Annotated in this window: 14 protein-coding genes and 1 pseudogene; 8 read left to right on the top strand and 7 right to left on the bottom strand. The window is 66.5% G+C overall.

The features are described from left to right. Window positions 1-19: 19 nt before the first annotated feature. The 4 genes and pseudogenes from AO501_RS40840 to AO501_RS26395 all read left to right on the top strand — a co-directional run. Window positions 20-493: pseudogene (locus tag AO501_RS40840) on the top strand (acyl-CoA dehydrogenase family protein); the annotation flags it as partial. Then, window positions 457-627, top strand: a complete 171-nt coding sequence (locus tag AO501_RS40835) for a TilS substrate-binding domain-containing protein (RefSeq protein ID WP_371935036.1) — start codon at window positions 457-459, stop codon at window positions 625-627. The pseudogene AO501_RS40840 and the gene AO501_RS40835, both read left to right, overlap by 37 nt. Next, complete coding sequence (locus tag AO501_RS40830) at window positions 572-1,018, top strand: acyl-CoA dehydrogenase family protein (RefSeq protein WP_371935035.1); 447 nt, start codon at window positions 572-574, stop codon at window positions 1,016-1,018. Before AO501_RS40835 ends, AO501_RS40830 begins: the two co-directional genes overlap by 56 nt. A gap of 46 nt (window positions 1,019-1,064) precedes the next feature. Then, window positions 1,065-1,799, top strand: coding sequence for an acyl-CoA dehydrogenase family protein (locus AO501_RS26395; protein WP_082658861.1), 735 nt, complete (start codon window positions 1,065-1,067; stop codon window positions 1,797-1,799). A 79-nt stretch (window positions 1,800-1,878) separates the two neighbouring features. On the opposite strand, the gene AO501_RS26390 is transcribed toward AO501_RS26395, so the two are convergent. Then, window positions 1,879-3,054 (bottom strand): acyl-CoA dehydrogenase family protein, encoded by a 1,176-nt coding sequence (locus AO501_RS26390; RefSeq protein WP_055580651.1) that lies wholly within the window; start codon window positions 3,052-3,054, stop codon window positions 1,879-1,881. Window positions 3,055-3,264: 210 nt separating this feature from the next. Between AO501_RS26390 and AO501_RS26385 the strand changes: the two genes are divergently transcribed. The 4 genes from AO501_RS26385 (at window position 3,265) to AO501_RS26370 (ending at window position 7,045) form a co-directional block, all read left to right on the top strand. After that, a complete protein-coding gene (locus AO501_RS26385) occupies window positions 3,265-3,918 on the top strand; it encodes a TetR/AcrR family transcriptional regulator (RefSeq protein ID WP_055580530.1) in 654 nt (217 codons plus the stop codon). 219 nt (window positions 3,919-4,137) lie between these two features. Beyond that, window positions 4,138-5,340: a cytochrome P450 gene (locus tag AO501_RS26380; protein WP_055580529.1), complete on the top strand. Its 1,203-nt coding sequence runs from the start codon at window positions 4,138-4,140 to the stop codon at window positions 5,338-5,340. An 18-nt stretch (window positions 5,341-5,358) separates the two neighbouring features. Next, entirely contained in the window at window positions 5,359-6,198 is an 840-nt protein-coding gene (locus AO501_RS26375; RefSeq protein WP_055580528.1) for a mycofactocin-coupled SDR family oxidoreductase, read from the top strand. A gap of 10 nt (window positions 6,199-6,208) precedes the next feature. Beyond that, entirely contained in the window at window positions 6,209-7,045 is an 837-nt protein-coding gene (locus AO501_RS26370; RefSeq protein WP_055580527.1) for an SDR family NAD(P)-dependent oxidoreductase, read from the top strand. Window positions 7,046-7,134: 89 nt separating this feature from the next. Here AO501_RS26370 and AO501_RS26365 read toward each other — a convergent pair whose 3' ends face one another. From AO501_RS26365 to AO501_RS26340, 6 genes are all read right to left on the bottom strand, one after another. Beyond that, complete coding sequence (locus tag AO501_RS26365) at window positions 7,135-7,944, bottom strand: SDR family NAD(P)-dependent oxidoreductase (RefSeq protein ID WP_055580526.1); 810 nt, start codon at window positions 7,942-7,944, stop codon at window positions 7,135-7,137. A gap of 85 nt (window positions 7,945-8,029) precedes the next feature. Next, window positions 8,030-10,408, bottom strand: a complete 2,379-nt coding sequence (locus AO501_RS26360) for a CaiB/BaiF CoA transferase family protein (protein ID WP_055580525.1) — start codon at window positions 10,406-10,408, stop codon at window positions 8,030-8,032. A gap of 19 nt (window positions 10,409-10,427) precedes the next feature. Next, window positions 10,428-11,546, bottom strand: a complete 1,119-nt coding sequence (locus AO501_RS26355) for a M24 family metallopeptidase (RefSeq protein WP_055580524.1) — start codon at window positions 11,544-11,546, stop codon at window positions 10,428-10,430. Continuing rightward, window positions 11,536-12,705 carry a M24 family metallopeptidase gene (locus AO501_RS26350; RefSeq protein WP_082658860.1) on the bottom strand — a complete coding sequence of 390 codons (1,170 nt, stop codon included), beginning with the start codon at window positions 12,703-12,705 and terminating at the stop codon, window positions 11,536-11,538. The genes AO501_RS26355 and AO501_RS26350 overlap by 11 nt, the downstream gene beginning before the upstream one ends. A gap of 71 nt (window positions 12,706-12,776) precedes the next feature. Then, window positions 12,777-13,937 (bottom strand): amidohydrolase family protein, encoded by a 1,161-nt coding sequence (locus tag AO501_RS26345; RefSeq protein WP_055580523.1) that lies wholly within the window; start codon window positions 13,935-13,937, stop codon window positions 12,777-12,779. Between the two features lie 10 nt (window positions 13,938-13,947). Further along, entirely contained in the window at window positions 13,948-15,132 is a 1,185-nt protein-coding gene (locus tag AO501_RS26340) for a cytochrome P450 (RefSeq protein ID WP_055580649.1), read from the bottom strand. Between the last annotated feature and the right edge of the window lie 48 nt (window positions 15,133-15,180).

Genomic DNA, 15,180 nt, shown 5'->3' with positions numbered 1-15,180 from the left:
CCATTCGCTGCAGGGCCACATGCGGCAGTTCGCCCGGGTCAGCGCGGCGCTGTACGAGGCGGACTGGATGCGTTACGGCTGGCCGGAGTCGGTCGGCGGACTGGGCGGGCCGGCGCTGCTGCGCGCAATCGTCGGCGAGGAGGTGGTGGGCCGGCGGCTGGCCGAACCCGGTCCCTACTCGATGCTGGAGGTACTGGCGCCCACCATGATCGACTACGCGCCAATCGAACTCGCCGCCGAGATGGTGCCGCGGCTGCTCAGCGGACGAGAGCAGTGGTGCCAGGGTTTCTCCGAACCGGGATCCGGCAGCGATCTGGCATCCTTGACGACCCGGGCGGTCCCCGACGGTGACAACTGGATCGTCAACGGGCAGAAGGTCTGGACCAGCTTCGCGCAGTTCTCCACCCGGTGCGTGCTGCTCACCCGTACCGCGCCGGGCCATAACGGCATCACCGCATTTTTCGTCGACCTGGACACGCCAGGCATCACGGTCCGCCCGTTGCGCACCATGCACGGCGTCGACGAGTTCTGCGAGGTGTACTACGACGATGTGGTGATCCCGTCCAGCCGGATGCTCGGCAAGCCCGGAGACGGCTGGCGACTCGCGATGGATCTGTTGCCCTATGAGCGGTCGACCTGTTTCTGGCAGCGAATCGCCTACCTGTACTCGAGGTTCGACGCACTGGTCGCCGAGACGACCGAAGCGGACGAATCCGCCTTGGGCGCAGCCTATCTCGCGCTGCATACGCTGCGCTGCCGATCCCGCGCCACCCAGCACCGGCTGGCCGGCGGAGCGCGACTCGGACCCGACACCTCCATCGACAAGGTGCTACTGGCCGGTGCCGAACAACGGCTCTACGACACCGTCCGCGACCTGCTGCCCGGCACGCTCGAACTCGACGACACCGCCTGGCGGCCGGAGTACCTCTACTCGCGCGCGGCGACCATCTACGGTGGGACAGCCGAGATCCAGCGCAACATCATCGCCCGTCGGCTGCTCGACCTCGGGAAGGAGTGACGTGGACACCGAGCTGGCGCTGCTGGCCGAATCCTTACGTTCGGCGATGACGACGTCGCCGTCCGGCGCCGCCCTGGACGCTGCCCTGGCCGAGCTCGGCTGGCTCGACATGGTCGATGAAATACCGGAAATCGCAATACCTCTGGTCTTCCGATTGCTCGGCGAGACGGGTGCGCATGCGCCCGTGCTGAATGACGTCGTGCTGCGAGGCACCGGTGACACGGTGCCGCTGCCCTACGCCGGGGGTTCCTGGGTGGTCTGGGAGCGTGCCGACACCGCGACTCCGGCGATGGACGAGGAGCTGCCCTTGCACCGGGTGCCCACCGGGGACGCCGTCCCGCTCGGTACGGCCCGGCAGGCGGTGGGGTGGTGGCTCGTCGGCGCCAGCCGGGCCATGCTGGCGCTGGCTCGCAGCCACGCACTGGACCGAGTCCAATTCGGCCGTCGCATCGCATCTTTCCAGGCGGTGCGCCACCGCCTCGCCGAGACGCTGGTCGCCGTCGAGGGCGCCGAAGCCACTTTGCGGGCCGCCGCCGATCAGCCGGACGAGTTCGCGTGTCTACTGGCCAAGGCGGCGGCGGGCCAGGCGGCGCTGACTGCCGCTCGGCACTGCCAGCAGGTACTCGGGGGCATCGGCTTCACCGCCGAGCATCAGTTGCACCGCCACGTCAAGCGGGTATTGGTGCTCGACGGGTTGCTCGGCAGCTCGAAGGAGCTGACCCGCGAAGCGGGAGCGCACGTCCGTGCCGTGGGCTCGGCGCCGCGGCTCGTCCATCTCTGAGCGCCGAGTGTGAACCTCACGACGCGACACGCCGTGGCGGCGTCGTCAAATTCCCAGTCGGGCAGGAGGATTGCGGAAATCAGCCGCGCGGCATCCCGAGCACCCGCTCGGCGATGATGTTGCGCTGGATCTCCGACGTCCCGCCGGCGATGGTGCCGGCGAAGCTGCGGGCGTACCGGTCGAACCAGCTGCCGTAGTGGGCGTCCAGGTTCAGCGGGGCGAACGGCGCGGTGATCGCCGGATGGATCAGACCCTCGGGACCCTTGGCGTTCAGGGCATCTTCGGAGGCGCGCTGGACCGCCTCGGAGCCGAGCAGCTTCAGCACCGACTGGCCGGGCACATCCTCCTCACCGCGCGCGGCCTTGGCCAAAGTCACCGAACCGAGCAGCCGCATCGCCCAGGCATCCATCACCAGGGTGGCGTAGCGATCCCGTTCCAACGTTCCGGTCGGCGCGAAATCGGTTGTCTGCTGGTCCAATAGATTCGCGTAGTCCAGCCACAGCATGGCGCGCTCGTGCCCGAGCGCGCCGGTCGCCACCCGCCAGCCGCCGTCGAGCTCGCCGACCAGATTCTCGGCGGGCACCCGGGCATCGGTGAAGAACACCTCGTTGAATTCGACGTCGTCGTGGTCGCACACCGAGGCGAACGGCCGTCGCACCACACCCGGAGTGTCCGTCGGAATCAGCAACACACTGATTCCCTTGTGTTTTGGGACGTCGGGGTTGGTGCGCACGAAGGTCAGCAGCACGTCGGCGTCGTGTGCACCCGAGGTCCACACCTTCTGGCCGTTCACCACGAAGTCGTCGCCGTCCCGCACCGCCCGCGTCTTCAGAGAGGCCAGATCCGAACCGGCGCCGGGTTCACTCATCCCCAGCGAAGCGGTGATCTCCGCGCGCAGGATTCGCACCGCCCACTGCTGCTTCTGCTCGGGGGTCCCGAACGACAGCAGGGACGCCGCGATGATCCCGACGCCTTGCGGGTTGAAACTGCGGTAGATGCGTCGCCGCGCCATCTCGTCCGCATGCACATACTGCTGCAACAACGTTGCGTTGCGGCCGCCGAATTCGGGCGGGTTGCCCGGTAGCAGCCAGCCATTGTCGAACAGCAGTCGCTGCCAGCGAGCCGCCCACTCCGGCACATGGGAGCACGAACTCGGCCGCACCACTCCTTGGGCCTCGTCCGGCAGGTGCTCGTCGAGAAAAGCGACGAATTCCGACCGGAATGCCTCGACGTCGGCATCAAAAGTCAGCTGCACCAAATCTCCTCGGGGCTTCGCGCGGCTTCCGGGTGTGCACTCTCGTGAATGTGCTTCCCAAACACCCGTGCAAGAGAATAGTATTCTCGTCGTGAGGAAGTTACAATCTCCAAGACATCGTCCGTGAGGAGGTCGAGCGCAGCGATGGCCCGACGTTCTCCGGTACAGTCCAACCATGTTCTCTCCTCGCGGCAATCTCCCGAGCCGCCCGTGACGAGCCCGGGCGAAGAGCCGGCTTGGAAACAGCGGGCCGTCGAGCGATCCATCAAGACCGCCAAATTGCGGGCGGCGCAACGCGTCCAGCGCTTCCTCGATGCCGCCCAGGCCATCATCATCGAGAAGGGCAGCACGGACTTCACCGTGCAGGAGGTCGTCGACCGCTCCCGCCAGTCGTTGCGCAGCTTCTACCTGCAGTTCGACGGCAAACACGAGTTGCTGCTGGCCCTGTTCGAGGACGCGCTGAGCCGGTCGGCTGACCAGATCAGGGCCGCGACCGAAAGCCACACCGACGCGCTGGAACGGCTCAAGGTGGCGGTGGAGCTTCTCTACGAAGCCTCCCGACCGGACCCGACGGCTAAGCGGCCACTGTTCACCGACTTTGCGCCACGGTTGCTCGTCACCCATCCCGCTGAGGTCAAGGTAGCCCACGCGCCGCTGCTGGCTTTGCTCACGGAGCTGATGGAAGCTGCCTGTGAGGCTGGCAAGCTGCGTGCCGGCGTCAACCCGAAGCGGATGGCTGCCATGACCATGCAGACAGTGATGTTCATCGCCCAGTCCAGCGGCGGTTCCGACGACGCGACGGTCCATCCGATCAGCGCCGACGAGGTGTGGGACTTCTGCTCACGAGGATTCGCCGGCAGCTAACCTTCGGACCGCTTTGCGGTCCACCTGTCCCCGACGAGCGAATATCGCACTCTCGCGCCGGATTGAGAATGTTATTCTCTTAAAATCAGAACGTAAAATAGCCAAAACGGATTCCGCGTTGACACTCGTTGGTGCGTGATGACAGAGTTCTACCGGCGGCATCAGCGCGCTGCCCGAACAAACGAGGGCAGCGCGTAACCGGCGAGAGGGCAATTACCCGTGACAGTGAGCGCAGCCAGTGACGTCTATTTCGACCCCTACGATGTCGAGCTCAACGCTGACCCGTACCCCATGTTCCGGCGCCTGCGCGAGGAGTCGCCGCTGTACTACAACGAGCAGCATGACTTCTATGCCCTCAGTCGCTTCGCCGATGTCGACAACGCCATCGTCGACCACCAGACGTTCAGCTCCGCCCGCGGAGCCATCCTCGAACTGATCCGGGCCAATATCGAGATGCCGCCGGGCGTGCTCATCTTCGAGGATCCGCCCGTTCACGACATTCACCGTAAGTTGTTGTCGCGTATGTTCACTCCGCGCAAGATCAGCGACTTGGAGCCCAAGATCCGGGAATTCTGCGCACGCAGTCTGGATCCGCTGATCGGGACCGGCACGTTCGACTTCGTCAACGACCTCGGCGCGCAGATGCCCACGCGGGTGATCGGCATGCTGCTGGGTGTCCCAGAGGAAGACCAAGAGGCGGCACGCGACTTCGCCAACGCGCAGATGCGCACCGAGGCCGGCAAGCCGATGGAGTTCTCGGCCGAAACCATGTTGAACGGCGACTTTTTCGGTCAATACATCGACTGGCGTGCGCAACATCCGTCCAACGACATCATGACCGAGTTGCTCAACGCAGAGTTCGAGGACGAGACCGGAACCGTCCGGCGCATGAGCCGCGACGAACTGCTCACCTACGTCACTGTCGTCTCCGGTGCCGGCAACGAGACCACCACCCGGCTGATCGGCTGGGCGGGAAAGGTTTTGGCCGAGCACGCGGATCAGCGTCGCGCGCTGGCGGAGAATCCGGCATTGATCCCCGCGGCCGTCGAGGAGTTGCTGCGCTACGAGCCGCCGGCGCCGCACGTGGCCCGGTACGTCACCCGCGATGTCGAGTACTACGGCCAGCGGGTCCCCGAAGGCAGCGTCATGATGATGCTGATCGGAGCGGCGAACCGTGACCATCGCCAATTTCCGCCTGACGGAGACGTTTTCGACATCCGCCGCGAGCCGCGCCAGCACCTGACGTTCAGTGTCGGCACCCACTATTGTCTCGGCTCGGCGCTGGCCCGGCTGGAGGGCCGGATCGCGCTGGAGGAGATCCTGAAGCGCTTCCCCGACTGGGATGTCGATCTTGCCGAGGCCACGCTTTCCCCCACGTCGACCGTGCGGGGTTGGGAGTCCATGCCGGCCGTCTTCGGCTGAGTCACCTAGGAGGGAACCATGACTGGACGTGTAGAAGGGAAAGTCGCCTTTGTCACCGGGGCGGCGCGGGGTCAGGGACGCAGTCACGCCGTGCGGTTGGCCGAGGAAGGCGCCGACATCATCGCCGTCGACGTGTGCAAGCCGATCGTCAAGAACACCACGATCCCGGCGTCGACACCGGAGGATCTGGCCGAGACCGCCGATCTCGTCAAGGGACTCAATCGCCGGATCGTCACGGCGGAGGTCGATGTCCGCGACTTCGACGCGCTCAAGGCTGTCGTGGACAGCGGTGTGGAGCAGCTGGGACGACTGGACATCATCGTGGCCAACGCCGGCATCGGCAATGGCGGCGACACTCTGGACAAAACCAGCGAATACGACTGGCAGGAGATGATCGACGTCAACCTGTCCAGCGTCTGGAAGTCGGTGAAAGCCGGTGTGCCGCATATTCTCGCGGGCCGCAACGGTGGCTCGATCATCCTGACCAGCTCGGTCGGCGGGATCAAGGCCTACCCGCACTGCGGCAGCTATGTGGCCGCCAAGCACGGTGTGGTGGGCATCATGCGATCCTTCGCAGTTGAACTGGGGCAGCACATGATTCGGGTGAACTCGGTGCATCCCACCCACGTCGCCACCCCGATGCTGCACAACGAGGGCACCTTCAAGATGTTCCGGCCGGACCTGGAGAACCCCGGCCCGGACGACATGGCGCCGATCTGCCAGATGTTCCACACGCTGCCGATCCCGTGGGTCGAGGCGCAGGACGTCAGCAACGCGGTGCTGTTCTTCGCCTCCGACGAGTCCCGGTACATCACCGGCGTCACCCTGCCGGTGGATGCGGGGAGCTGCCTGAAATAGGCTGCCGTCCATGGACGGATTTGAGGGACGCGGAGCGGTCATCACCGGCGGCGCGAGCGGTATCGGCCTGGCCACCGCCACCGAACTGGCCGGCCGCGGGGCGCGAGTGGTGCTCGCCGACGTCGACCAACCGGGCCTGGAATTGGCGGTCACTCACCTACGCGGCCAGGGTTTCGACGCCCACGGCGTGATGTGCGACGTCCGGCATCTCGATGAGGTGACGCGGTTGGCCGACAAGGCGTTCCGGTTGCTCGGCCAGGTGGACATCGTGTTCAGCAATGCCGGCATCGTGGTCGCCGGCCCGATCGCCGAGATGACGCACGAGGACTGGCGCTGGGTGATCGACATCGACTTGTGGGGTTCGATTCACGCCGTCGAGGCGTTCTTGCCGCGGTTGCTCAAGCAGGGCACGGGCGGCCACATCGCATTCACCGCCTCCTTCGCCGGGCTGGTGCCCAACGCCGGCCTCGGGGCGTACGGGGTTGCCAAGTACGGCGTGGTCAGCCTGGCCGAGACGCTGGCGCGCGAAGTGAAGGGCAATGGCATCGGGGTGTCGGTGCTGTGCCCAATGGTCGTCGAGACCAAGCTGCTGTCCAACTCCGAACGGATCCGGGGCGCGGATTACGGCCTGGCGTCGACACCGGACGTGACCGGTTCGCTCGGGCCGCTCCCCGAGCAGGACGAGACGCTCGGAGTCGGCGATCTCGCCCGCCTGACCGCTGACGCGATCCTGGCCAACCGCTTGTATGTGTTGCCGCACGAGGCGTCCCGGGCGTCGATCCGGCGCCGGTTCGACCGCATCGACCGGACTTTCGACGAACAGGCCGCCGAAGGCTGGCGTCACTAGCCTGCGCGAGCGGGGCGCACCTAGCCCCGCGAGCAGACGCGAAATCGCACGCCGCGGGCTCCGCGCGTGCGACTTCGTGTCTGCTCGCGCTAGGAATTCGGCCCCAGCCGGTAGGCGCCGGTCTGCGGGTCGTGATACCACCCGCCCGCGGCGTGGGTGCCGCCGTCGACGTGCAACGTCTGGCCGGTGATGTACGTCGACATGTCAGACGCGAGAAAGATTGCAGTACCGGCTATTTCGTCGACGTGCCCGGGCCTCCCCCACGGCACTACAGCCCCCATGGCCGCCGTCGCGCCCTCCCCACCCAGCTGAGCCAGGCCTTCGGTCAGCGTGATGTCAGGCGCTATCGCGTTGACCCGGATACCGTGGGACGCCAACTCCAGCGCGGCGGTCTTCGTGTAATTGATGACACCGGCCTTGGCGGCGGCGTAGGCCGCGTAGCCGGGCGCGGCCCGTACCCCCTCGATCGAGGTGACGGCCATGATGCTGCCGGGCAGACCATCGGCCACCAGCCGGCGCGCGACCCGTTGGGTACACAGCAACACATGCCGCAGGTTGGCGCGATATAAAGCGTCCCAACCGTTCTCGCTGGTATCCAGCAGCGATGAGGAGAAGACGCCGCCGGCATTGTTGACCAGAATCGTCGGCGTCCCTAGTTCGGCCACCGTCCGGGCCAGCGCCGCATCGACCTGTGCGCTGTCCCGGACATCACAGGTGATACCGAGTGCGCCAATCGATTCCGCGGCCTGGGTGCAGGAATCGGGATTTCGTTCCCAGATGGCCACGCGCGCGCCGAAAGCCGCGAAGCCCGCGGCGATACCGCGTCCGATGCCGGCGCCCCCGCCGGTGACCACCGCGACCCGGTCGGTCAGCAAGATGTGTGCGGGATCAATCGGCACGGCGCCTACCCCCCGCGAGCAGACGCAAAATCGCACGCGCGGAGGCCGCGCCGTGCGATTTTGCGTCTGCTCGCGCCACTAATAGTCACCCCGGGCACCGGCCGATCACGCCGTCGGCTTCCAGCTGGGCGATCTCATCATCAGTCAGCCCCAACTCCGCCAGCAACTCCCGATTGTGTTGTCCCAGCAACGGCGCCGGCTGGGTGTGAAAAAGACGCGGGCCGCCGGACAGTCGCATGGGCACGCTGCTGAGCCTAGCCGGGCCGCACACCGGATGGTCGACCACTTCGAAAAATCCCCGCGCGTTGAGCTGGTCCAACTCCGTCTGGCGGTGCGGCTGCATGACCTTGGCGACCGGCACACCGGCGCCCCACAGGGTGGCGACAATGTCGTCCCGGGTGCGACCTTCACACCATCGCGCGAGCTGATCGTCGATCCGATCTTCCTGCGCGCGCCGGCCCGTCGCGGTAGCCAGCGCCGGATCGGTTGCCCACGAGGGTGATCCGAGTGCACCGCACAACTGCACCCACTGCTCGTCGGTGGCCACCGCGATCGCGACCCAACTGTCGAGGCGGCCGAACTCGTCGATGTCGGCGCTCAGGTACAGGTTCTGCGGCACGGCCGTCGGCCCCCGGTTGCCGGCCCGTTCCAATAGCGCTCCGTACGAGGAGAACTCGATGACCTGCTCGGCGGCGATGTTGAGGGCCGCATCGACCATCGCGGCCTCCACCATCACGCCCTGTCCGGTGCGGCGTCGGTGCTCCAGCGCCAACAGCAACGCGTTGACTGCGTGAATACCGGCATTGGGGTCCCCCACCGAGTACGGCTCGAACGGCGGGCGGTCGGGATAGCCGGTCAGCCAGCTCACGCCCGACGCCGACTCGATCACGTAGGCGAACGCCGGATTGTCGCGCCAGGGCCCGTCCAGCCCGAAGCCCGGCATGCGCAATAGAATCGCGTCAGGCCGGACCGCTTGTACCGCAGCGAAGTCCAAGCCGATCTGGTCGAGCACGCGGGGCGTGAAGTTCTCCGCGATCACGTCACAGGTGCCGATCAGCTTGAGTAACAGTTCACGCCCCCGCGGCCGCTGCAGGTCCAGGGTCAGGCCCTTCTTGTTGGTGTTGAGCGCCGCGAAGATCGGCGACTTCTCCCACCATTGCTCCTCGGTGACCGGAATGCCGGCGATGAGCCTGGTGCCGTCCGGGCGGCGGGTGGACTCGATGTGAATCACCTCCGCACCGAGCAACGCCAGCAGGTGCGTACAGGACGGGCCCGCCCAGAAGGCGGTCATGTCCAGCACTCGAAGCCCGTTCAGCGGCAGTGCTTCTGACGACTGGCTGGAAACGGCCCGCGGCACCAGGGATGCCGACCGGTAGTGCTGGGTGTGTTCGCCGAGGCGCGGCGCCACTCCCGGTTGCCGTAACTGCGCCGGCCGCATCCGGTAGGGGTGTCCCGGCTGCTGAAAGTCATCGCACGGGTTGCGCTGAAACGAACCGCGCTCGACAAAGTGTTCCAGCGAAACGATGTTGGCGCCGTTGGCCACCGGCGCGTTGGGTATCCGGAAGGCGGTAGCCAGTTCGCGGATCTCATCCGCCGGATGACGTCGTACCCACTCGTAGATCTCGTCGGCGTAGACGTTGGCCAGTTCGGTGATCGACAGCGGGGAATTCTCGTCGATCCACTCCGGGTGACCCACCATCGCGCACAGGTCGAACCACTGTTGCGCGGTACCGCAGCCGAGGTCCACCAGACCGTCCTGGGCGGCGGCTACGCCCGGGACGGTGAGGCGGCGGGCATCCCGCCAAGGGTGGCCGAGCATCTCGAAGTAGGTCACCGGATAGTAGGTGAGGCCGAGGATCTGGGTTTCGAGCATCGACAGGTCGATCAACTGGCCCTGGCCGCGACCGCTATACAACGCGGCCAGGATCGCCGCGCTGGTGTAGGCACCGGCGAGGTACTCCCCGACCTGACCGCCGACGAACACCGGTGCACGGTCGGCCACCCCGCGCCCCAGCCCGATGATCCCCCCGGACCAGGCCTGCAGCGTGAACTCGGTAGCGGGCCGGTCGTGCCAGGGACCGTGCAGACCGAACGGGCTGATCGACGCGACGACGAGGTGCGGATAACGCTCCACCATCGTCGCAGGCGAGAAGCGATCGGCCACAGCAGATCCCGACGACCACACCATCGCGTCCGCGCCGGCCAGCAGCCGCCCGACGAATTCAGCGTCAATCTCCGGATCGGCCACGACACTGTGTTTGCACCCGGCCAGGAAGCTGAACAACGCGCCGTCGCCGACCACCTCTGATCCCGATGCTGACCAGGAGCGCAGCCAATCACCCTCCGGTGACTCTACTTTGACGACCTCAGCCCCGCCGTCGGCGAGCAGCTTGGTGCAGTAACCGCCCGCGATCCCGCTGGACAGGTCGATCACGCGGTAGCCGGACAGCGGTGGTTGCGTCACTGCCGCCCGGCCCTCCGGCCTAGACCCGCCAAAATGGGCTCGCGGTCAACATCTCTGGACCGTCAGCCGTGATCAACACCGCCTCGCGCCCGAATACCGCGCCGACACCCTGTTCCCAGACGTAGCCGGTGACCGCCAGCACCATGCCGGGCTCGAGCCGCTCCTGCTCCGCAGTGTGCGGCAGCCGCGCCGAGACCACCGGCGGGTCGAAGCCCATGCCCAGACCGCGCGCTACCGGCATCGGCGGCGCGGGCTCACCAGCGGCGGCATAGGCGGTTAGCAGCTCACCCGCTCCGGCGCCCGGCCGGCACACTGAAATGAGCATGTCCCACAGCCGGTCCCAACGTCCGAACAGCGCGGCGGCACCGGCGACTTCACCGACCGGCCAGGTGCGTCCCACTTCACCGATGTAGCCGCCGGCCAGGACGCCGGAGGACAGCGCCACCAGGTCACCCGACTGCACGCGACCGTCGCCCGCGGCGCGCCGCCAGGGATGCTCGCGCGACGTCGCCCAGGCCACATCCTGATTCGAGGGTGTGCTCACCCCACCGGCGGCCACCGCCTCCAGCAATACCCCGGCCAGTTCCTGTTCCCGGACGCCGGGCCGCAGTTCCGCGACGGCGGCGGTCAGGCCGGTTTCGGCCACCGCGATGGATTCCCGCAGCGCGGCGATCTCGTCGTCGGTCTTGACCCGCCGCGACGCGCGCATGGCGAGCTCACCGTCGACCAGTTCGGCCCTGGGAAAGGCGGTCGGCAGCAGCTGAGCGAAAACCGGTGACAGCGCATCGGTTCCGACCCGCCGGGCGGTGGCTGCTCCCTCGATGCGGCTCAGCGCCGCGATGGTGTTCACCGGATTCCAGGAGATGCCGTAGAGGTTCTCCCGCGGGATGTCCTCGGGGATGCCCTCGTCCCAGGTACTGAGCAGATGCACGGCACCGGTCTCTCGCACCAGCACGCAGGTGGGCCCGAACGGCCGTGTTCCGGCCACCCAGAGTTGTGGTGCGCCGGTGACATAGCGGACGTTGGCCTGTCGGCCCAGCACCAGCACGTCCAGGTCGTGGACCGCCATCTGGGCCAGCGCGCGTTCCCGGCGCCCCAGGCGCAGCGCCTGCGCATCGGGCAGGACTTCAGTCGGCATAGGGGTCATAGGGGTAGTCGGTCAATCGAATCGAGCCCTCCTCGGTGATCACCAAAACCTCTTCACTGCGGTAGCCGCCGGTGCCGTCCTCCCACACCACGGGTTCCAGCACCAGCACCATGCCCGGCCGTAACACGAAGTTCTCGTCGAACTCCGCGCCCAGATCCGTTCCGATCATCGGCATTTCGGCCGCATTGACCCCGATGCCATGACCAAGATAGAAGTGCGGCAGCCACGGACGGGTGCCCCCGTTGGCCGCGATGGCTGCCCGGCCCAGATCCGCGGCGGTGACTCCGGCACGGGCGACGCCCAGCACGGCGTCCATGATCGAGCGCCACCGGTGGAACTGCTCCTGCTGGCGCGGCGACGGGTCCTGTCCGACGATCCAGGTTCGGCCGAAGTCGGAACAATAGCCCGCGTAGGTGATGCTGACGTCGGTCCACAGCACGTCGCCCTTCGCCAACTCGCGTTCGGTGCTCAACAGTGGCAGCGCCAGATCTCCGTGGGTGGTCCAGACGCCCTCGGCTCTGCTGTGTGGCATCACCTGCCAGATCGGCTCGAGCATGCTGGTCATCGCCCCGAGCTCGAAGGCCCGGCGCACAAAACGTGCCGACAAGTCGATCTGGCGGATACCGGGAGCCAGTGCCTGCTGCACCTCGATCATCGCTTCGTCGGTGATGCGGACCGCAGTGCGGATGCAGGCCAGCTCGTCCGCAGTCTTGATGACCTTGGCCGCACTGATCACCGCGGCAGCGTCGACGGGAAACCCATTGGGAAACAACACGTCGCGGGCGCGCGACATCGCTCCGGTCAGTTCGTCGGCCGCGACCGTGGCCCCGCCGGGTACCAGGCCGGCCAGCGTCCGCGCGAAATCGGCTACGCCTTCCTCGAATTCGAGGTAGACCGGGCCGTGCAGGTGATCGGCCGGCAGCTCCGACTCCTGCGCCGCCCCCTCGCGGAACGGCAGGAACAGGTGCGGCCACTGGTCATCGGCCAGCACCACTGCCACCGGGCGCTCCACATAGGACAGACCGGCGTCGCCCAGCGGCCAACTCGTGCCGGTGGCATAGACCACCGCGTTGTTGCCGAGCAGCACCAGGGCGTCGACACCACGCTCAACCATCGCCGAACGCAGCCGCGCCCCGGTCTCGCGGCGCATCCGGGACAAGTCAGGCGTCTCCGGTATCGCCAGACCGCTGCCCTGCGGAGCGAATGTGGTCCCCAAAACGGTCACAGCCCCAGGAATTCGGTGATGTTGCCACTGACGATCCGGGCGGCGTTGTCCGGGCCGACGGCTTCAACGACGGCCGCGAGTGATTTCTCGGAATATCCGTACGTGCTCTCGTTGTGCGGGTAGTCCGATGACCACATCACCTTGTCGACCCCGATCCGGTCGATCAGCTCCAGGCCGAGCGGGTCGACCATGAACGAGGCGCTCATATGGGTGTCCCAGTAGTAGCGGACATCGTGTTCCAGGGGCCGGTTGAACATGTGCTGGTAGGACGCCACCAGATGTTCGGCATCCTGCAGGGCCCACGGCACCCACGCGATTCCGCCCTCGAACCAGCCGATACGCAGAGCCGGGTGCTGATCGAGGATGCCGCCGAAGATGTACTTGGAGAACGTCTCCCGGAAGCCGTCGATGTTGATCATCATCCCGACGACGACGCTGTTGAACTCGCACGGGCTCTTCGGCGGAGTCTCCCCGATGTGGTGCGTCACAGGAAGACCGGCGGCCTCGATCTCGTCCCAGACGGCACTCATGGACGTACAGGAGTAGTCGATCGGGTTGCCGTCGTCGTCCTTGCCCGGATTCAGCGGCATCAGAAATGTTTTCAGCCCAAGGGATTTCAGCTCGGCCAGCGTCCTACGGGTGCCCTCGGGGTCCCACCAGTTGATCAGGCCGGCACCGTAGAAGTGGCCGCCCGAGCGCTCCTGCAGTTCGGCGATGTACTCGTTGTAGATGCGGAAGGTGAGTTCGCGCAGTTTCTTGTCGGGGTAGTGGAATAACGCCAGTACCGCGTTGGGGAAGGCGAGTTCCTTCTCGACGCCGTCCTCACGCAGCTCCTGGATCCTCGCCTCGATATTGGTGCTGGCCGCGCCGGGCAGGTCGTCGTACTGCATCAGCACGGCGCTGAAGTCGCCGGGCAGGAAGGACTGTCCCTTGCGGCCGACCTGATACGCGCCCTGTTCGTACCAAATGCGGGGCGCCTTGTCCTTGAGGTCCTCGGGGAAGCGTTCGTAGAAAATGTCGGCCGCCAGTGAGATGTGGTTGTCGGCCGAGAACACCTCCGTCCCGGCGCGCAGGCCCACGTTGCTGCCGATGGCGTGTCCTTTGCGATCCTTGGGCGCGCCAAAGCCTTTCGGCGGGTAGAGAGTGCTTGTCATCATCGACCTTTCGTTACCAGGTGACCGGAAGTTCGTAGACGCCGTAAGCCAGGCGGTCGTGTTTGAAGGGAATGTCTTCGATCCCGGACGCCAGTTGCAGTGTGGGGATGCGCCGGAACAGCGTGCGGAAGACGATCTGCATCTCGGCACGGGCCAGCTGCTGGCCCACACACTGGTGCCGGCCGTAGCCGAAGGCGACGTTGCGGTCGGCGCCGGAGCGGTGCAGATACAGCCGCTCGGGATCGGTGAATGCGTCGGCATCCCAGTTCGCCGGGGCCAGGTCGATGATGATGCCGTCGCCCGCGCGGATCACCTCGCCCGCGATCGGGATGTCCTCGACCGCGACCCGGCGCTGGCCGTTCTGGATGATGCTGAGGTAACGCAACAGCTCCTCAACGGCATTGGCGACGATCTTCGGGTCGTCGGCGTCGCGGATAGCCGGCAACTGGTCCGGGTTTTCCAATAGCGCAAGCACTCCGAGACCGAGCATGTTGGCAGTGGTCTCGTGCCCGGCGATCAGCAGACCGGTAGCCAGCTGAGCCGCCTCCTTCACGGTCAGCTCACCGTCCTTGACCCGCTCGGCCAGGTCGGAAACCGCATCCTCGGCCGGGGTTTCCATCTTGGCTTCCACCAGCTGAGCCAGGTACTTGTGCAGGGTCATTGCACCTTTGACGGTGTCTTCGCCGGATGCGTACCTCGCCAGCCCGACGTTGGCGTGGTGTTGGAACATCTCGGCATCCTCGTACGGGACGCCGAGCAGCTGACTGATCACCAGTGACGGCACCGGCAGCGCCAGGGCACCGACGATGTCGGCCGGGGTGGGTCCGGCCAGCATCGCGTCGATGTGTTCGTCGGTGATCTGCTGAATGGCCGGACGCAGTCCCTCTACCCGCCGAAAGGTGAACGGCTTGGACAACATTCGCCGAAATCGAGTGTGTTCCTCGCCGTCGGCGGTGAACACCGACCGCGGGCGTTTGTGCACCGTGGCCAACATCCCGGCGTTCCAGTGCGGAAAACCTGGCTGCCGGTCGTCGACGCTGACCCGGGCATCCGAAAACAGTTCGCGGCACTGCTCATAACCGGTGATGAGCCACGGCGTGCTGCCGTCCCAGATCCGCACCCGGGACAGCGGCCTGGCTTCGGCCAGCGCCATCACTCCCGGCGGTGGCGCGAACGGGCAACCGGACGCACGCGGCATCGGATACTCGGGAATATCGGCAACCGATTCCGTGCCGGTACTCGCCTT

Origin of the sequence: Mycobacterium gordonae, from assembly GCF_001417955.2 — a bacterium.
Taxonomy (GTDB): Bacteria; Actinomycetota; Actinomycetes; order Mycobacteriales; family Mycobacteriaceae; genus Mycobacterium; species Mycobacterium gordonae_B.
The sequence above is the reverse complement of the archived record's forward strand: the minus strand, read 5'-3'. Positions and strand labels throughout refer to the sequence as shown.